Origin of the sequence: Streptomyces sp. NPDC007983 (genome assembly GCF_042958345.1) — a bacterium.
In the GTDB taxonomy this organism is placed as follows: Bacteria; Actinomycetota; Actinomycetes; order Streptomycetales; family Streptomycetaceae; genus Streptomyces.
The window spans coordinates 105,058-123,351 of the sequence record NZ_JBIBJI010000009.1 but is presented as its reverse complement, the minus strand read 5'-3'; the positions used below and the strand labels follow the sequence as shown (position 1 = coordinate 123,351).

Genomic DNA, 18,294 nt, shown 5'->3' with positions numbered 1-18,294 from the left:
CATCGAACGCCGGTGCGGTCAGCGATGGGTGAACGGCATCGTCGTCAACTGGGCCACGCCCCACACCACCGGCGCCAGCAGGAGCAGCAGGGCCACACCGCGCGTCACGGCCGCGCCCCGCAGCAGACGGGCCGACGCGCCGAGGCGCAGCAGCGCGGCCGTGGTGCGCCTGCGCGCGCTCCGCGCCTCCAGCGCCGCGTTGAGCACCGCGGTGAACGCGCACATCAGGACCAGGGCCACGCCCAGGTCGGTGAGCGGGCCGAAGGAGTGGGCGCCGGGGCGGCCGTGAGCCGCCTCGTGCAGCCGCAGCGCTCCGTACAGCCCGGAGGCGACCGCGCACAGCACCCCCACCGGACGCCCGATCAGCCCCGCCTCCTGCTGCAGCATCCGCCCCGCCAGCAGCCGCAGCGGGCCCGGCCGGCCCGCGGCCAGCAGCCGGCCGCAGCCGTGCACGAGCCCGGGCCCGGCCAGGATCAGCCCGGCCACCGTCAGCGCCCAGCCGCCCACCACCTCGGGCGCGCTGCCGCCGAACCGCCCGGACAGCGACACCAGGGCGCCGGAGGACGGATGCGCGCCGCGCCCCGCGTACGCCCCCAGCGCGAGCCCCGCCGTGGTCAGCGCCACGCCCCACGGCAGGGCGGACGCCGCGCGGTGCGGAGGCGGGGTGAGCCGTCCGGTCGCCACGGTGGGGAGGGCGGGCCGTACCGTACGGGCCTCCGCCCCGGCCCCCGGCTGCCGGGGCCACAGCCCCGCCGCGCTCGCCGCGCCCGCCACCACCGGTACGACGGCCACCAGCGTGACCGCCCCGACCAGCGGCAGCGGCCGATCCCCGCCGAGTGCGCGCCCTGCGGCGCCGCTGCCCGCCCACAGCAGCCACGAGCCGCCCACATCGCCGCGCAGATGCAGGAAGGCCAGCAGCGCCAGCGCGCTCCCGGCCGCGCAGGCCGTCGCCGTCACGGTGCCCGCCAGCAGCGCCAGCCGGGCCGGGCCGAGCCCGGCCGCGGCGAACCCGGCGCCCGGCCGGGTGCTGGGGTCGGCACGGGCGACCGACATGGCCAGCTGCACGGTCGCGGCCAGCGGGACGACGCACCACAGCAGCCGCGCGAGCGCCCCGTCGGGGTCGGCCGGGTGGCTCGCCGCGAACCCCAGGGCGGACAGCAGCAGAAAGCTCGCGCCCGCCGCCGCGACGGCCACCAGCGACCGTCGCAACAGGACCAGCGGGTGGGAGCCGCGGGCTAGGCGGAGGCTGAGCACGCCGCGATGCCCTCCGCGTCGGGGGACGCCGCCGAGTCCACCAGGCGGCCGTCCAGCAGGGTCACGGTGCGGTCGGCGAGCGTGGCCACCTCCGGGTCCTGGGTGGCCAGTACGACGGTGAGGCCGTGCGTACGGGCCGCCGAGGTGAGCGCCCGCAGCACCTGGGCGCGGTCGGCGCGGTGCAGCGGCGCGGTGGGCTCGTCCGCGAACAGCACACTCGGCGTCGGGGCCAGCGCCCGCGCGATCGCGACCCGCTGACGCTGCGACTGCAACAGCGCGCCGGGGCGCGACCCCGCGCACTCGGCGACGTCGAGCCGCTCCAGCCACTCGCACGCCGCGCTCTTCGCGGCGCGCCGCCCGGTGCCGCGCAGCATCAGCGGCAGCGCGGCGTTCTCCCACCCGGTCAGCTCCGGCACGAGCTGCGGCTCGGTGTCGATCCAGCCGAAGTGGTCGCGCCACAGCCGCTCGCGGCTCAGCGGGGCGAGGGAGTGCACGGCGGTGTCCTTGAACCAGACCTCGCCGTGCTCCGGGACGAACTGGCCCGACAGGCACTTGAGGAGCGTGGTCTTCCCGCAGCCACGGGGACCGGTCACCGCCAGGATCTCGCCCTCGCGGGCACCGAGGGAGACACCGGCGAGGGCGGGCGAGCCGTCATGGGCGTACGACAGGGTGCGTGCCCGGAGCACGTCGTCGTCCGGCGGAGCCACCATCCAGAGCACCTCGCCTTACCTGCGATCGACTCGTTCCCCCGACGGGGTGAACGAGACCGGAGCCAATGGGTCACTGGCACGGTAAGGACTCCGGCCGGGACCAGCGCCTGAGGCTCGGCCGGGTGCGGGCCCAGTTCCTCCGATCAGCCCTGGTGCGGTGGCCGATCGGGTTCTTCGAGGTGGGTGGGCGCGAACATGCGCAGACGGGCGGGGAGCACGACCACCGAGGGGCCCGGTGCGGCCAGCGCCGCCGCCAGATCGGTGCGCAGCCGGTCGGGTGCCGTCCGTACGGCCGGTACGCCGAAGGACCCGGCGAGCGCGACGAAGTCCGGGCGGGCCAGCTCGGTGGCCGTCGCCTCGCCGAAGGCGTCCGTCATGTACTCGCGCAGGATCCCGTAGCCGCCGTCGTCCACGATCAGCCAGGTCACCGGCAGGTCGTACTGGCGGGCGGTGGCGAGTTCGGCGATCGAGTACATGGCCCCGCCGTCGCCCGACACGGCCAGTACGGGCCGCCGCCGCGTACGGTCCGCGGCGGCGGCCCCCAGCGCGGCGGGCAGCCCGTAGCCGAGGCCGCCCGCGCCCTGTGCGGAGTGCATCGCGCCCGCCCGCGGGTCGAACGCGGACCAGGCCCAGTACGCGAGGATCGTCATGTCCCAGAAGCTGGCCGCGTCATCGGGCAGGGCCTCCCGTACGGCGCTCAGGACCTGCTGCTCCAGGTCCAGGTCCTGCGCCGCGATCCGCCGCCGTACGCGGGCCAGCAGCGCGGCCGCGGTGGCGGCACCGGCCGACTCCGGGCGGGGGGTGACCTCGCTGGTGAGGGCGGTCAGGGCGGGCTTCGCGTCGGCGTGGATGCCGAGCGCCGGGTGGTTGGACTCCAGCTTGCCGAGGTCGGCCTCGATCTGGATGACCTGACCGCGGGGGCGGAACGTGTGGTAGTTGGACGACAGTTCGCCGAGCCCCGAGCCGGCCACGAGCAGGACGTCCGCGTCCTCCAGAAGGTCGGTCGTGTGCCGGTCCTCCAGCCAGGACCGGAGGGAGAGGGGATGGTCCCAGGGGAACGCGCCCTTCCCGCCGAACGTGGTGGCCACGGGGGCGTCCAGGTGCTCGGCCAGCGCGCGCAGTTCCTCACACGCCCCCGCGCGCACGACCCCGCCTCCGGCGAGGATCACGGGGCGCTCGGCCGTGCTCAGGAGCTGTGCGGCCCGTTCCATGAGTTCCGGCCGGGGCGGCAGCGGGCGCGGTGTGGCCGTCAGAGTGGTGACCTGCGGTACGGAGGTGGGGGCCAGCAGGACGTCCTGCGGTATCTCCAGCCACACCGGGCCCGCCGGTGCCTCCAGGGCGGACGCCCAGGCGGCGGCGAGGGCGGACGGGATCTGCGAGGCCGTGCGGACGGTGTGGACGGACTTGACGATGTCGCGGAACGACGCCTTCTGGTCGACCAGTTCATGCAGATATCCCTTGCGGCCGCCGCCGAGCCCCGGGGTGGGCACCTGGCTGCCGATCCCCAGCACCGGCGCGGACGCCGCGGCCGACTCCTGCAGCGCCGCCAGCGTCATGAGCGCGCCGGGGCCGGTGGACACCAGCAGCGGGGCGACGGTGCCGGTGACGCGGGCGAAGGCATCGGCCGCGAACCCCGCGTTGTTCTCCACGCGCAGCCCTACGTAGTCGAGGCCGGAGCGGCGCAGGGCGTCGAAGGCGCCGAGCGCGTGCTGCCCGGGGAGCCCGAAGACGGTGGTCGCGCCGAGCGCGGTGAGGGATTCGACGACGAGATCGCCGCCGTGGCGCTCGCCCTGTGCGGTGCGCATGGGTGCCCTTTCCTGATGGTGCGGGTGGCGGGTGTGGCCGCGGGGTGCAAGACACCCCTAGGCGTGGGCCGGGGTGGGCTCGGGGGCCGGGTCGCCGGCCAGGCGGCGGTGCCAGGCGTCCAGGACCGCGGCGTCCGTCGGCTTGGTGGCCAGGCTCACCGCCACGTACGCCACGAGCGAGGCCAGAAGGCCGATGTAGATGGGCTCGCTGGCGAGGATGCCCTTCCAGACCATGAGCCCGATCACCGTCAGACCGCCAACGGCCACCGAGGCCAGCGCCCCCGCACCCGTGCCGCGCTTCCACAGCAGACCGCCCAGGATCGGCATCAACAGCCCGCCGACCAGCACGTTGTAGGCGACGGTCAGCGCCTCGACGACGTTGTTCAGCGCGATCGAGACACCGACCACGGTCAGGCCCATGACGAGGATGAACAGACGGTTGCCCGCGACCTCGTCGTGCGAGGCGGCGGCGGGGCGGCCCCGGAGGCGGGCCCAGATGTCGTTGTTCGCGACCGTGGCACAGGCGATGAGCGCGCCGGAGGAGGTCGACATCACCGCCGACAGGGCCGCGGCCAGGACGAGCCCCTTGACGCCGATGGGAAGCGCGTCCTTGACGATCGTCGCGAACGCGTCGTCGGGGGAGCCGAGGTTCGGGTAGAGGACCTTCGCCGCCGTACCGATGACCGCGCCGGCGACCGCGTACGCCAGACAGTACGTACCGGCCGCGGTGCCGCCGAGGCGGGCCACCTTGTCGTCGCGGGCGGTGAAGACGCGCTGCCAGATGTCCTGGCCGATGAGCATGCCGAAGGAGTAGATGAGCACATAGGTGAAGACCGTCTGCGCGCCGATGCCCATGGGGGAGAAGTAGCCGGCCGGCAGTTCGGCCTTCATCGCCGCGAAGCCGCCCGCCTTGACGACGGCGATCGGCAGCAGGAGGAGCAGCACACCGACGGTCTTCACGACGAACTGCACCATGTCGGTGAGCGTGATCGACCACATGCCGCCGAGCGTGGAGTAGCAGATCACGATGGCCCCGCCGAGCACGATCGCCACCACCCGGTCGAGACCGAAGATCACGTCGAAGATCGTGGCGTACGCGATGGTCGAGGTGACCGCGAGCATGAGGGTGTACGCCCACATGACGATGCCCGAGATCAGCCCGGAGGATCCGCCGTAGCGCAGGTCCAGCATCTGGCTGACCGTGTACACCTTGAGGCGGGCGATGCGCGCCGAGAAGAAGACGGACAGCGCGAGCAGGCCGAAGCCGATGGTGAGGACCATCCAGGCGCCCGAGAGCCCGTACTGGTAGCCGAGGCCGACGCCGCCGATGGTGGAGGCGCCGCCGAGGACGATCGCGGCCATCGTCCCGGAGTACATGGCCGGGCCCAGACGGCGGCCCGCGACCAGGAAGTCGCTGGTGGAGGTGGCGCGGCGCATGCCCCACCAGCCGAGCGCGAGCATGCCCGCGAGATAGACGACGATCACCGTGTAGTCGACAGCGGTCATGGTGGGGCTCCTCACGGTGGGACGGTGACCGCGACCCTAGGGTGTCGCCGAGGAGGCCGGGAAGTGTACGTTTCCTCCACTCGTGGATCCCGGGATGGAGGAAACGGCCATGCCGCAGACCGTGCCCGTACCCCTCGCCGTCCTGCTGGACCACCCCGGCCTCGGGCTGCGGCAGATCGCCGGGCCGCGCGGCGAGGCGCCGGTGTACCTGGTGCACACGAGCGAGATGGAGGATCCGGTTCCGTATCTGCTCGGCGGTGAACTGCTGCTCAGCGCCGGGGTGCACGGCCCGGAGGCGACGGACGCGTACTGGGACCGCTATGTGGCCCGCACGGTCGAGGCGGGTGCCACGGCGCTGGGGTTCGGCATCGCGCCGGTGCACCAGGAGGTGCCGCGGGCGCTGGCCGAGGCGTGCGACCGGCACGGGCTGCCGCTGGTGGAGGTGCCACGCGAGACGACGTTCACGGCCGTGGCGAGCGCCGTGTGGGACGCGATGGCCGAGCGCCGCCACCAGGAGCTGCGGCGGATCACCGAGGTGCAGCAGTCGCTCGCGGCGGCTGCCGCGCGGCCCCATCCGGTGCCCGCCGTGCTGCGCCAACTCGCGCGCCATCTGGGCGGCTGGGCGGTGCTGTACGGGCCGGACGGCGCGGAGCTGGCGGCGGCGGGCCCCCGGCCGTCCCAGCAGGCGCGCACCGCGCTCGCCTCGCTGGCCGCCCGGCTGCGGGCGGGCCCGGCCTCGGCCGCTGGCACGGCGGACGGGGCTTCCTTGAGCGCCTACGGCCTCGGCGGGCCGGAACGGCCGCTCGCCCTCGGGGTGTGCGCGCCCCGGCGCGATGCGGCGGAGAGCGCGGTCGTGGGGGTGGCCATGGTGCTGCTCGCCCTGCTGACGGGACGGCGCACGGCCGACGCCGGGGCCGAACGCACCGCGCTGGTACGGCTGATGCTGGGCGCCGAACCGGCCGATGTCGCCGCGCTGCTGAGCGGCGCGGATATGTGGACCGTGGTGCGCGGGCGCCGCCGCGGCCGGAGCGGCGACGACGGGCTGCTGGCCGCGGCGGCGCTCGCCGCCGGGCTCGGTACGCCGCTGGTCGACCTGGACGGGGACGACCTGTGCGCTCTGGTCCCCGGCGACGCGGAGGTACGGGCCCAGCCCGGCTGGACACTCGGCGCCGGGGCGCCGGTGCCCGCCTCCGGGCTGGCACACGCCGGCGCCGACGCGGCCCGCGCACTGCGCCGGGCGGTCGCGGAGCGGCTGCCCGTCGTACGGCACGCTCCACAGCCGGGCGGGGTCGCCTCGCTGGTCGACCCGGCCGAGGCCGAGGCCCTGGGCCGCGCCCGGCTCGCGCCCCTGGAGGACGCCCCGGCGCTGCGCGAGACGCTGCGGATGTGGCTGTCGCTGCACGGCAGCTGGGACCGTACGGCGGTGGCACTGGACATCCACCGCAATACGGTCCGCCAGCGCATCGCCCGCACAGCCGCCCTGCTGGAGGCGGACCTGGGCGACGCGGACGTACGGATGGAGCTGTGGTTCGCCCTCAAGTGGTAGTGAGCCCCGCCGAGCAGCAGCCCGGCGCCCCGGCCTGCCCGCACCCTTCCGCACGCGACGCCACGCCCACCGCCCGGCGCGCGCCCGGGCTCAGGGACGACGCCCGCGAGCGATAGCCCCTGTTCCGGGGGCGCGGGGCGGCGCCCGCGCCTGGAGCGCCCCGGCCACGGGGGCCGGCAGCGGACCCCCGCGCCGGCGGGCCCTGCCGGATCCCGGACGCGAGGCGCCGCCCGATCCCGGGCTTGGGGCGTGGCGCCCCCGGCCCGGTCAGAGCTTTGCCCACGCCTCCGTCAGCACACCCCTGAGCACCTGCTCGATCTCGTCGAACAGCGCCTGGTCCGCGATCAGCGGCGGGGCCAGCTGGACGACGGGGTCGCCGCGGTCGTCGGCCCGGCAGTAGAGCCCGTTGTCGTACAGCGCCTTGGAGAGGAAGCCGTACAGGACGCGCTCGGTCTCCTCGGCGTCGAAGGACTCCTTCGTGCCCTTGTCCTTCACCAGCTCGATGCCGTAGAAGAAGCCGTTCCCCCGCACGTCGCCGACGATCGGCAGATCGTGCAGCCGCTCCAGGGTCGAGCGGAACGCGGCCTCGGTGTCCAGCACGTGCTGGTTCAGCCCCTCGCGCTCGAAGATGTCGAGGTTGGTGAGGGCCACCGCGGCCGAGACGGGGTGGCCGCCGAAGGTGTAGCCGTGCAGGAACGTGTTGCCGTCCCGGTAGAACGGCTCGGCGAGCCGGTCGGAGACGAGGCACGCGCCGATCGGGGAGTAGCCGGAGGTCATGCCCTTCGCACAGGTGATCATGTCCGGGACGTAGCCGAACTTGTCGCACGCGAACATCGTGCCCAGCCGCCCGAACGCGCAGATGACCTCGTCCGAGACGAGCAGGACGTCGTACTGGTCGCAGATCTCGCGCACCCGCCGGAAGTACCCGGGCGGCGGCGGGAAGCAGCCGCCCGCGTTCTGCACCGGCTCCAGGAAGACCGCGGCGACGGTGTCCGGGCCCTCGAAGAGGATCTGCTGTTCGATCTGGTCGGCGCACCAGCGGCCGAACGCCTCGGGGTCGTCGCCGTAAATCGGCGCCCGGTAGATGTTGGTGTTGGGCACCTTGTGCGCGCCGGGGACCAGCGGCTCGAAGGGGGCCTTGAGCCCGGGCAGACCGGTGATCGACAGGGCGCCCTGGGGGGTGCCGTGGTAGGCCACGGCGCGGGATATGACCTTGTGCTTGGTGGGCTTGCCAGTCAGCTTGAAGTACTGCTTGGCCAGCTTCCAGGCGGTCTCGACCGCCTCGCCGCCGCCGGTGGTGAAGAAGACCTTGTTGAGGTCGCCGGGCGCGTAGCCGGCCAGGCGCTCGGCCAGTTCGACGGCCTTGGGATGGGCGTAGCTCCACACCGGGAAGAAGGCCAGCTCCTGCGCCTGCTTGTACGCGGTCTCCGCGAGTTCGACGCGCCCGTGCCCGGCCTGCACGACGAACAGCCCGGCCAGGCCGTCGATGTAGCGCTTGCCCTGATCGTCGTAGATGTACGTGCCCTCGCCGCGCACGATCGTCGGCACGGGGGCGTTCTCGTACGACGACATGCGGGTGAAGTGCATCCACAGGTGGTCGTACGCCGTCTTGGAGAGGTCCGCGCTCATGGCTATCTCGTTCCCCAGGTGTAGGTCTGCTTACGGAGCTTGAGGTAGACGAAGCTCTCGGTGGAGCGCACGCCGGGCAGCGTCCGGATCCGCTTGTTGATCGTTTCGAGGAGGTGGTCGTCGTCCTCGCAGACGATCTCGATGAGGAGGTCGAAGGAACCCGCGGTGACGACCACGTACTCGACCTCGTCCATGGCGGTCAGCGCGTCCGCGACCGGGTCGAGATCGCCCTCGACGTTGACCCCGACCATCGCCTGGCGCCGGAACCCCACGGTGAGGGGGTCGGTGACGGCGACGATCTGCATCGCGCCCTGGTCGAGCAGCTTCTGCACCCGCTGCCGTACGGCCGCCTCGGACAGGCCGACGGCCTTGCCGATGGCGGCGTACGGGCGCCGGCCGTCCTCCTGGAGCTGTTCGATGATCGCCAGGGATACGGAGTCGATCGACGGCGTGCCGTTCTTGTCAGGTGTGGCCACGACGCTCACTGTGCACGAGCCTCGACGGTCTGGCAACCCTCGATCAATGAATTCCGTTGTTCGAAGGGTTTTAAATCACTGATTCCGTTGTTCTGGTGTGGCGGGTATGTTGAAAGCGTCGTCCTCGCGACTAGGGTGGTGTCTCACCCATTGGACAGCCGACAGGAGGGGTCGTACGTGACCACCGAGCTGCGTCGTTTGCGCAACTACATCGACGGGGAGTTCCGGGACGCCGCGGACGGGCGCACCACGGAGGTGGTCAACCCGGCCACGGGCGAGCCGTACGCCACGGCGCCACTGTCCGGAGCGGCGGACGTGGACGCGGCGATGAACGCGGCCGCGGCCGCGTTCCCGGCCTGGCGGGACCTGGTGCCCGGCGAGCGGCAGAAGGCCCTGCTGAAGATCGCCGACGCCTTCGAGGCGCGCGCGGAAGAGCTGATCGCGGTCGAGTCGGAGAACACCGGCAAGCCGATCGGGCTCACGCGGGACGAGGAGATCCCGCCGATGATCGACCAGATCCGTTTCTTCGCGGGTGCGGCGCGGATGCTGGAGGGCCGTTCGGCCGGTGAGTACATGGAGGGGCTGACCTCCATCATCCGCCGCGAGCCGATCGGGGTGTGCGCGCAGGTCGCGCCGTGGAACTACCCGATGATGATGGCCGTGTGGAAGTTCGCGCCGGCGCTGGCGGCGGGCAACACGGTCGTGATCAAGCCCTCCGACACCACCCCGGCCTCCACCGTGCTCTTCGCCGAGATCATCGGCGGGGTGCTGGCGGAACTGGGCCATCCGCAGGGCGTCTTCAACGTCATCTGCGGCGACCGTGACACCGGGCGGCTGATGGTCGAGCACGACGTGCCCGCCATGGCGTCCATCACCGGTTCGGTGCGGGCCGGTATGCAGGTCGCGGAGAGCGCGTCGAAGGACCTCAAGCGGGTCCACCTGGAGCTGGGCGGCAAGGCGCCGGTCGTGGTCTTCGAGGACAGCGACATCGCCAAGGCCGTGGAGGACATCTCGGTCGCGGGCTTCTTCAACGCGGGCCAGGACTGTACGGCGGCCACCCGCGTGCTCGTCCACGAGTCGATCCACGACGAGTTCGTGACCGCCCTGGCCAAGGCCGCCGCGGACACCAAGACCGGCGCCCCGGACGACGAGGACGTGCTGTTCGGCCCGCTCAACAACGCCAACCAGCTGACCCAGGTCAGCGGCTTCATCGAGCGGCTGCCCGCGCACGCCAAGGTCGAGGCGGGCGGCCACCGGGTCGGCGAGAAGGGCTTCTTCTACGCGCCCACCGTGGTCTCCGGGCTCAAGCAGGACGACGAGATCGTCCAGCACGAGGTCTTCGGCCCGGTCATCACCGTCCAGTCGTTCTCCGACGAGGCCCAGGCGGTCCAGTACGCCAACGGCGTGGAGTACGCGCTCGCCTCGTCGGTGTGGACCAAGGACCACGGCCGCGCGATGCGGATGTCCAAGGCCTTGGACTTCGGCTGCGTCTGGATCAACACCCACATCCCGCTGGTCGCGGAGATGCCGCACGGCGGATTCAAGAAGTCCGGTTACGGCAAGGACCTGTCGGCGTACGGGTTCGAGGACTACACCCGCATCAAGCACGTGATGACGTCGCTGGGTTGATGGCCCATAAGGGCCTTTGCGTCAGCGGCGGCTGAGCAGGGCGCAGAGGGTGCCGATGCGGTTGGTGGTGATCGCGTCGGCACCCGCCCGCAGCAGCCGCGCCATGGAGCGGCGGGTGTCGGCGGTCCAGGCGGAGACCAGCAGACCGTCGGCGTGGGCGCGTTCGACGAGGCCGGGGGTGACCAAGCCGAAGCGGTAGTTCAGCCAGCGGGGCCGCAGATCGGCCAGCAGGGTGGGCCGGGGCGGCGCGAGGGTCGTCCAGGTCAGGGAGATCTCGGCGCCGGGGTCCGCGCGGCGCACGCGGCGCAGCGCGGACAGCCCGCCGCAGTAGTACACCCGGTCCGCGGCCCCGGCCTCGCGCACCTCGGCGACGGCCGCGAGGGCGGCCGACGCGTCGGGCAGGTCGATCAGCAGCCGGGCCCCGCCGGTCGCGGCGAGCGCGTCGCGCAGCGTGGGTATGCCCCCGCCGGACAGCCGCCGCACCTCCTCGGCGGTCAGCGCGGACAGCGGCCGGTCGTGCCCCCACAGCCGTTTGAGGGTGGCGTCGTGGAGGAGGACCGGGACGCCGTCGCGGGTCAGCCGTACGTCGATCTCCACTGCGCCCGCCCCCGCGCGCACCGCAGAGCCGACCGACGCCAGGGTGTTCTCGCGGTGGGTGTACGGATCGCCGCGGTGGCCGACCGGGGTGAAGGCCGCGCCCACCGCCGTCATCGGCCCGCGACCGCCGTGTACGCGTCGATCTCGGCGGCCAGCCGCGCCTTGCCCGGCGCGTCCAGGAAGGACGCCTCGACGGCGTTCTTCGCGAGGGCCGCGACACCCGCCGCGTCCAGGTCGAGCAGCCGGGCGGCGACCGCGTACTCGGTGTTGAGGTCGGTGCCGAACATCGGCGGGTCGTCGCTGTTGATGGTGACCAGCACCCCGGCCTCGACCATCCGCTTGACGGGGTGCTCGTCGAGGGCGGCGACCGCGCGGGTGGCGATGTTGGAGGTCGGGCAGACCTCCAACGGAATGCGGTGCTCCGCGAGATGGGCGAGCAGCTTCGGGTCCTGGACGGCGCTGGTTCCGTGGCCGATCCGCTCGGCGCGCAGTTCGGTGAGGGCGTCCCAGACCGTCTGCGGCCCGGTGGTCTCGCCCGCGTGCGGAACGCTGTGCAGCCCGGCGGCGATGGCGCGGTCGAAGTACGGCTTGAACTGCGGGCGCGGCACACCGACCTCGGGCCCGCCGAGGCCGAAGGAGACCAGCCCCTCGGGGCGCAGGTCGCAGGCGATGCGGGCGGTCTCCTCGGCGGACTGCAGCCCGGCCTCGCCGGGAATGTCGAAGCACCAGCGCAGCACGGTGCCGAACTCGGCCTCGGCGGCCTTGCGGGCGTCCTCGATCGCCTCGGTGAACGCGGTGTCCGGAATGCCGCGCCGGGTCGAGCTGTAGGGGGTGACGGTCAGTTCGGCGTAGCGGATGTTCTGCCGGGCCATGTCGCGGGCGATCTCGTAGGTGAGCAGCCGCACGTCCTCGGCGTCGCGGATCAGGTCCACCACGGAGAGGTAGACGTCGATGAAGTGGGCGAAGTCACGGAAGACGAAGTAGTCGGCCAGCGCCTCCGGATCGGTGGGCACCTTGGAGTCCGGATGGCGGGCGGCCAGCTCGGCCACGATGCGCGGGGACGCCGAGCCGACGTGGTGCACATGCAGCTCCGCCTTGGGCAGTCCGGCGATGAAGGCGGTGAGATCGGTCAACGAGAACCTCCGGGTGACGGCCGCCGGCGGCGGGCTCCGGTCATCGTAGATGCGGGGGCCCGGGGCGGTGTTCGCAGGCCGTAGCATGGGCGGACATCGCTGTGGGGGAGATACATGGCTGACCAGCCCGACCAGGACCACCAGCAGCGGCAGCCGGAGCCGCGCGACCACGACCCCTGGGCCCCGCCGGCCCCGCGGACGTCCCTGGACAAGCCGCCGTCCCGGCCCTCGGTGGCCGAGCAGCAGACGCTCACCTCCCTGCCCACGGGGCCGCCCGCCCCGCCCCCGCCGCCCGTGCCGGGTCCGCCGCCTCCCGTCCCCGGGCCGCCGCCCGCCGCACCGGGTCCGCCGCCGGGCGGCGCGACGCTGCCGGGCGGTGCCGCCCTGCCGGGCGCGGTGCCCCCGCCGCCGCCCGCCCCGACCGGCCCGGGCACCCCGAGCGCGTACCAGGGCGGGCCGTACGGCACCGGCGGCTACGCTCAGCCGGGCTACGGCGGCCAGGCCCCGTACGGCGCCGGACCCGGCTACGGCTACCCCGGCACGGCGTACCCGGGCTCGGCGTACCCCGCCTACCCCGGCGGCGCCTACCCGGGCGCGGGCTACGGCCAGGGCTGGCAGCCGGGCGGGACCTATATGCCGGACAACGGCACCGGCACGGCCGCCCTGGTGCTCGGCATCATCGGGCTGGTCTTCTTCGCCAGCGTCGTACTGGGCATCATCCTCGGCGTCCTCGCGATCATCTTCGGGGTGCTCGGCCGCGCCAAGGCGGGCCGGGGCGAGGCGACCAACGGCGGCTCGGCCCTCGCCGGGCTCATCCTCGGGGCGGCCGCCGTGGTGGCGGGCGTGGTGATGATCTTCGTCTATGTCGCGGCCGCGAACCACGACAGCTCGGGCGCCTCCGACGACTCCGGCTACGCGGACATGTCGGTGGTGCGGGTGGTCCCGTCCGCCGATATGAGCCACTGACGCGCCTCCATCAGCGCGAACCCCAGCAGATTGAGGCCCCGCCAGCGGACCGGATCCGCCGCCCGCTCGTCGTCCGCCGCCAGTCCGATGCCCCATATGCGGTCCACCGGGCTGGCCTCCACCAGCACCCGGGAGTTGGTCCCCAGCAGATAGTCGCGCAGCGGCGGGTGCTGCCCGAACTTGTGCACACTGCCCTCGACGACCAGCGTGAAGCGGTGCGCCCGCCACCGCGCCTCGTCGAAACCGCGCACCGAACGCCCCGCGTCCTTGGCCTGCTTGGGGTGCGAGGCGGTCAGCGCCCGCCGCTCGGCGTCCGCATCGCCGAACAGCCGCGCCTTCCCGGCCATCATCCAGTGCTCGGCGGTCGGGTAGGTGATGCCGGCCACCTCGAACGGCGCGGGCCACCACTGGCTGAAGCACCCCGCGCCCAAGCCACCGTCGCGCCGCGGCCGATGGCCCCAGAAGTGCACGTACTCGAAGGTCTCGCCGCGCGCGGTCCGGTCCACCAGCTCCTCGACCGAGCGCGGGCCGCCGTCCGGCTCGGCCGGTACCGTCACCCCGTTCGTTTCCATGCCCCGGATTCTCGCACCGGCCACTGACAGCGCACCGGGATCCGAGGCCGGTCACCCTCGGGGCGTCGTCACCGAATCCGTCGAGAAACCAAAAAGCAACAACGGAATCCCTTGTTGAAGTGGGGGAGCTCTGCCAGGATCAGCCTCCGATTCCGGTTGGAGCTACGCCGCCTTCCCTCTGGGAGGGCGGTCCGGCGGAGGAGATCAGGCGATGGATCAGCGATGCGGTCCGACGGAGCGGCGGTTCGCCGAGGGGGCACAGCGTATGGAGTCACGGCACGAGCCCGAGAGCCTGTCCGCGCCGCAGCTCGCCGCGATCCGGCGCAGCGTGACCGGCGGCCGCATGGCGCTGAGCCGCCGTGGGCTGCTGCGTGCGGGCGGCGCCGGAGCGTTCGCCGTCGGCGGGCTCGGGGCGCTCAGCGGCTGCGGTATCCCGCCCGCCGGGCGCACCGGCGCCGCCGGCGCCGCCGACGACCACTCCGCCGAGGAGAAGCGAGTCGACTTCTCCAACTGGACCGAGTACATGGACGAGACCAAGGGCGGCCACCGCCCGACCCTGGAGGAGTTCCGGCGCCGCACCGGCATCACGGTGAAGTACACCGAGGACATCAACGACAACGTGGAGTTCTTCGGCAAGATCAAGCCGCAGCTCGCCGCCGGCCAGGACACCGGGCGCGACCTCATCTGCGTCACCGACTGGCTGGCCGCCCGGATGATCCGGCTCGGCTGGGTGCAGACCCTCGACGCGGCCAACCTGCCCCACGCCTATACGCACCTGGCGGCGGAATTCCGCGATCCGGACTGGGACCCGGGCCGCGCCCACTCCTATCCCTGGACCGGCATTCCCGCCGTCATCGCGTACAACAAGAAGGCCACCGGCGGCCGCAGCGTCACCTCCGTCTCCCAGCTGTTGGAGGACCCCCGGCTGAGGGGCCGGGTCGGCCTGCTCACCGAGATGCGCGACACCGTCGGGCTGACCCTTCTCGACATGGGCAAACGGCCCGAGGACGTCACCGCCGACGACTTCGGCGCGGCGATCGCCCGCCTCCAGAAGGCTTCCGACCGCGGCCAGATCCGCCGCTTCACCGGCAACGACTACACCGGCGACCTGACCCGGGGCGACCTCGCCGCCTGCATGGCCTGGGCCGGGGACCTCATTCAGCTCCAGGCCGACAATCCGGAGATCGAACTCGCCGTCCCCGACGCCGGTTACATGACCGCCACCGACAACCTGCTGATCCCGGCCAAGGCCCGTCACAAGAAGAACGCCGAACGGCTCATCGACTACTACTACGAGCCCGAGGTCGCCGCGAAGGTCGCCGCCTACATCAACTACGTCTGCCCGGTCGACGGCGTACGCGCCGAACTCGCGAAGATCGATCAGGCACTGGCGGACAACCCGCTGATCCTCCCCGACGAGGAGATGGCCGCCAAGTCCCATGCCTTCCGCTCCCTGTCGAGCAAGGAAGAGACGGCGTTCGAGGACGCGTTCGCCAAGCTCACCGGCGCCTGACGGCCTGACACGCGAGGATGCCCACCCCATGACCCAGCCCACCACCACCGGCGGCGACGTCCGGCTCGACGGGATCGGCAAGACCTACGGGTCCTTCACCGCCGTCCACCCACTGGACCTGCACATACCTGCCGGTTCCTTCTTCGCCCTGCTCGGCGCCTCCGGCTGCGGCAAGACCACCACCCTGCGCATGATCGCCGGGCTGGAGGAGCCCACCACCGGCACGATCCGGCTCGCCGGGGACGACATCACGGCCCTCCCGCCGCACCGGCGGCCCGTCAACACCGTCTTCCAGAGCTACGCCCTCTTCCCGCACCTCGACATCTACGAGAACGTCGCCTTCGGGCTGCGCCGACGCGGCATCAAGTCCGTCAAGAAGCAGGTCGGGGAGATGCTGGACCTCGTCCAGCTCGGCGACCTCGCCCGCCGCAAGCCCCAGCAGCTCTCCGGCGGCCAGCAGCAGCGCGTCGCCCTCGCCCGCGCGCTGATCAACCACCCCAGGGTGCTGCTCCTCGACGAGCCGCTGGGTGCGCTCGACCTCAAGCTGCGCCGCCGGATGCAGCTGGAACTGAAGCGCATCCAGACCGAGGTCGGCATCACGTTCGTCCATGTCACCCACGACCAGGAGGAGGCCATGACCATGGCCGACACGGTCGCGGTGATGAACGGCGGCCGCGTCGAGCAGCTGGGCGCCCCGGCCGAGCTGTACGAGAGCCCGGGCACCACCTTCGTCGCCAACTTCCTCGGCACCTCCAACCTCATCGAGGCCGAGATCACCGACAAGAGCGGCGGCGACCTCCTGCTCACGGCCGCCGGAGGCCGCCTCACCCTGCCCGTCGGGCGATGCCGCGCGGCCGTCCGTACCGGCGCCACGGTGCTGGTCGGGGTGCGCCCCGAGAAGATCTCCCTCACCCCCGCCGAGGGCTCCGGCGCCGTCCCCGCGACCCGCAACCGGATGACCGGCCGCATCGCGGACGCCGGCTTCATCGGCGTCTCCACGCAGTACGTCGTGGCCACCCCGGACGGCGCCGAACTGGCCGTCTACGAGCAGAACATCGAGCGCGACCCCCGGCTCGTCCCCGGCGCCGAGGTCGTCCTGCACTGGAACCCGGCCCACACCTTCGGCCTCGACCCGGCCCGGGGCCTCGACGCGGGCACCGACGCGGGCACCGGCCCCGGCTCCGCCACCGGCCCCGGCTCCGGCTCCGGCGCCGGCACCGGCGGGGAGGCGGCGTGACGGCCACGGAGACGCGCGACGCGGCCCCCGCCGCGGGTGCCACGCCCCGTAAGCCATCCGTACGCAAGCGGCTGGTGCCCTACTGGCTGCTGCTCCCCGGCATCCTGTGGCTGCTGGTCTTCTTCGCGGCCCCGCTCGTCTACCAGGCGTCGACCTCCGTCCAGACCGGCTCCCTTGAAGAGGGCTTCACCGTCACCTGGCACGTCCAGACCTACTGGGACGCGCTCACCGAATACGCCCCGCAGTTCCTGCGCTCGGTGCTGTACGCGGCCACCGCCACCGTGCTGTGCCTGCTGCTCGGCTACCCGCTCGCGTACCTCATCGCCTTCCGGGCGGGCCGCTGGCGCAATCTGCTCATGATCCTGGTCATCGCGCCGTTCTTCACCAGCTTCCTGATCCGCACGCTCGCCTGGAAGACGATCCTGGCGGACGGCGGCCCGGTGGTGGGGGCGCTGAACTCCCTGCACATCCTGGACGTGACCAGCGGTCTGGGGATCACCGAGGGGCAGCGGGTGCTGGCCACCCCGCTCGCCGTGGTCTGCGGGCTGACGTACAACTTCCTGCCCTTCATGATCCTTCCGCTCTACAGCTCCCTGGAACGCATCGACGGCCGGCTGCACGAGGCCGCCCGCGACCTCTACGCCCGCCCCAGCACGGTCTTCCGCAAGGTCACCTTCCCGCTGTCCATGCCGGGCGTGGTCGCGGGCACCCTGCTCACCTTCATCCCGGCCGCGGGCGACTACATCAACGCCGAGCTGCTGGGCTCCACCGACCAGAAGATGATCGGCAACGTCATCCAGTCGCAGTTCCTGCGGGTACTCGACTACCCGACGGCCGCCGCGCTGTCCTTCCTGCTCATGGCGGCGATCCTCGCGATGGTCACCGTCTACATCCGCAAGGCGGGGACGGAGGATCTCGTCTGATGGCCCTCATCCGCTGGACACGGCGCAACCTGGTGGTCCTCGCGGGGCTCGCCACCCTGGCGTACCTGATCCTGCCGAACGTCGTCGTCCTGGTGTTCTCGTTCAACAAGCCGAACGGCCGCTTCAACTACGCCTGGCAGCGGTTCTCCACCGACGCCTGGACCGATCCGTGCGGCGTCGCCGACCTGTGCGGCTCCCTCGCGCTGAGCCTGCGGCTCGCGGTGTGGGCCACGCTCGGCGCGACCGTCCTCGGCACGATGATCGCCTTCGCGCTGGCCCGCTACCGCTTCCGGGCCCGCCCCGCCGTCAACAGCCTGATCTTCCTCCCGATGGCGATGCCCGAGGTCGTCATGGCCGCCTCCCTCGCCACGCTCTTCCTCAACATGGGCGTCGGCTTCGGCTTCTGGACGATCCTCATCGCCCACATCATGTTCTGCCTGAGCTTCGTCGTCACCGCCGTCAAGGCGCGCGTCATGAGCATGGACCCCCGGCTGGAACAGGCCGCCCAGGACCTCTACGCCTCACCGGCGCAGACCTTTCTGCGCGTCACCCTGCCGATCGCCGCACCCGGCATCGCCGCCGGTGCGCTGCTGTCCTTCGCGCTCTCCTTCGACGACTTCATCATCACCAACTTCAACGCCGGATCCACCGTGACCTTCCCCATGTTCGTGTGGGGATCCGCGCAGCGCGGCACCCCCGTCCAGATCAACGTGATCGGAACGGCGATGTTCGCCCTCGCGGTGCTGTGCGTCCTCGCCGGTCAACTGGCCGGCGCCCGCCGAAAGAGGAGCTGACCAC

Annotated in this window: 16 protein-coding genes; 7 read left to right on the top strand and 9 right to left on the bottom strand. The window is 72.5% G+C overall.

Features of this window, described 5'->3' with window-relative positions:
* Positions 1–18: 18 nt before the first annotated feature.
* The 4 genes from ACFZCY_RS27145 to ACFZCY_RS27130 form a co-directional block, all read right to left on the bottom strand.
* The gene (locus ACFZCY_RS27145) at positions 19–1,254 is read right to left on the bottom strand and encodes a hypothetical protein (protein WP_391178591.1); all 1,236 of its coding nucleotides are present in this window, start codon (positions 1,252–1,254) and stop codon (positions 19–21) included.
* Positions 1,236–1,964, bottom strand: a complete 729-nt coding sequence (locus tag ACFZCY_RS27140) for an ATP-binding cassette domain-containing protein (protein WP_391178588.1) — start codon at positions 1,962–1,964, stop codon at positions 1,236–1,238. The genes ACFZCY_RS27145 and ACFZCY_RS27140 overlap by 19 nt, the downstream gene beginning before the upstream one ends.
* 143 nt (positions 1,965–2,107) lie before the next feature.
* On the bottom strand, positions 2,108–3,769 hold the full coding sequence (locus ACFZCY_RS27135) for a thiamine pyrophosphate-dependent enzyme (protein ID WP_391178586.1): 1,662 nt from the start codon (positions 3,767–3,769) through the stop codon (positions 2,108–2,110).
* A gap of 57 nt (positions 3,770–3,826) precedes the next feature.
* Entirely contained in the window at positions 3,827–5,275 is a 1,449-nt protein-coding gene (locus tag ACFZCY_RS27130; RefSeq protein ID WP_391178584.1) for a sodium:solute symporter, read from the bottom strand.
* Between the two features lie 109 nt (positions 5,276–5,384).
* Between ACFZCY_RS27130 and ACFZCY_RS27125 the strand changes: the two genes are divergently transcribed.
* Positions 5,385–6,821, top strand: coding sequence for a PucR family transcriptional regulator ligand-binding domain-containing protein (locus ACFZCY_RS27125; RefSeq protein WP_391178579.1), 1,437 nt, complete (start codon positions 5,385–5,387; stop codon positions 6,819–6,821).
* A 267-nt stretch (positions 6,822–7,088) separates the two neighbouring features.
* Here ACFZCY_RS27125 and ACFZCY_RS27120 read toward each other — a convergent pair whose 3' ends face one another.
* Positions 7,089–8,450: an aspartate aminotransferase family protein gene (locus ACFZCY_RS27120; protein WP_391178576.1), complete on the bottom strand. Its 1,362-nt coding sequence runs from the start codon at positions 8,448–8,450 to the stop codon at positions 7,089–7,091.
* Between the two features lie 2 nt (positions 8,451–8,452).
* Positions 8,453–8,926, bottom strand: a complete 474-nt coding sequence (locus ACFZCY_RS27115) for an Lrp/AsnC family transcriptional regulator (RefSeq protein ID WP_055556792.1) — start codon at positions 8,924–8,926, stop codon at positions 8,453–8,455.
* A 177-nt stretch (positions 8,927–9,103) separates the two neighbouring features.
* On the opposite strand from ACFZCY_RS27115, the gene ACFZCY_RS27110 reads away from it, so the two are divergent.
* Positions 9,104–10,555 (top strand): aminobutyraldehyde dehydrogenase, encoded by a 1,452-nt coding sequence (locus ACFZCY_RS27110; protein WP_391178572.1) that lies wholly within the window; start codon positions 9,104–9,106, stop codon positions 10,553–10,555.
* Between the two features lie 21 nt (positions 10,556–10,576).
* On the opposite strand, the gene ACFZCY_RS27105 is transcribed toward ACFZCY_RS27110, so the two are convergent.
* Positions 10,577–11,266 (bottom strand): glycerophosphodiester phosphodiesterase family protein, encoded by a 690-nt coding sequence (locus ACFZCY_RS27105; protein WP_391178570.1) that lies wholly within the window; start codon positions 11,264–11,266, stop codon positions 10,577–10,579.
* Positions 11,263–12,285, bottom strand: a complete 1,023-nt coding sequence (locus tag ACFZCY_RS27100) for an adenosine deaminase (RefSeq protein WP_391178566.1) — start codon at positions 12,283–12,285, stop codon at positions 11,263–11,265. The genes ACFZCY_RS27105 and ACFZCY_RS27100 overlap by 4 nt, the downstream gene beginning before the upstream one ends.
* 114 nt (positions 12,286–12,399) lie before the next feature.
* Between ACFZCY_RS27100 and ACFZCY_RS27095 the strand changes: the two genes are divergently transcribed.
* Positions 12,400–13,251: a DUF4190 domain-containing protein gene (locus tag ACFZCY_RS27095; protein WP_391178563.1), complete on the top strand. Its 852-nt coding sequence runs from the start codon at positions 12,400–12,402 to the stop codon at positions 13,249–13,251.
* On the opposite strand, the gene ACFZCY_RS27090 is transcribed toward ACFZCY_RS27095, so the two are convergent.
* Positions 13,197–13,823, bottom strand: a complete 627-nt coding sequence (locus ACFZCY_RS27090; protein WP_391178559.1) for an NADAR domain-containing protein — start codon at positions 13,821–13,823, stop codon at positions 13,197–13,199. The genes ACFZCY_RS27095 and ACFZCY_RS27090 overlap by 55 nt on opposite strands.
* A 265-nt stretch (positions 13,824–14,088) precedes the next feature.
* Between ACFZCY_RS27090 and ACFZCY_RS27085 the strand changes: the two genes are divergently transcribed.
* Genes ACFZCY_RS27085 through ACFZCY_RS27070 form a run of 4 tightly spaced genes read left to right on the top strand, consistent with a single transcriptional unit; the run spans position 14,089 to position 18,290 of the window.
* Complete coding sequence (locus ACFZCY_RS27085; RefSeq protein WP_391178557.1) at positions 14,089–15,336, top strand: extracellular solute-binding protein; 1,248 nt, start codon at positions 14,089–14,091, stop codon at positions 15,334–15,336.
* A gap of 28 nt (positions 15,337–15,364) precedes the next feature.
* Positions 15,365–16,573: a polyamine ABC transporter ATP-binding protein gene (locus tag ACFZCY_RS27080; RefSeq protein WP_391178554.1), complete on the top strand. Its 1,209-nt coding sequence runs from the start codon at positions 15,365–15,367 to the stop codon at positions 16,571–16,573.
* A complete protein-coding gene (locus tag ACFZCY_RS27075; RefSeq protein ID WP_391178552.1) occupies positions 16,570–17,496 on the top strand; it encodes an ABC transporter permease subunit in 927 nt (308 codons plus the stop codon). The genes ACFZCY_RS27080 and ACFZCY_RS27075 overlap by 4 nt, the downstream gene beginning before the upstream one ends.
* The gene (locus ACFZCY_RS27070) at positions 17,496–18,290 is read left to right on the top strand and encodes an ABC transporter permease subunit (protein ID WP_391178550.1); all 795 of its coding nucleotides are present in this window, start codon (positions 17,496–17,498) and stop codon (positions 18,288–18,290) included. The genes ACFZCY_RS27075 and ACFZCY_RS27070 overlap by 1 nt, the downstream gene beginning before the upstream one ends.
* Positions 18,291–18,294: the final 4 nt, after the last annotated feature.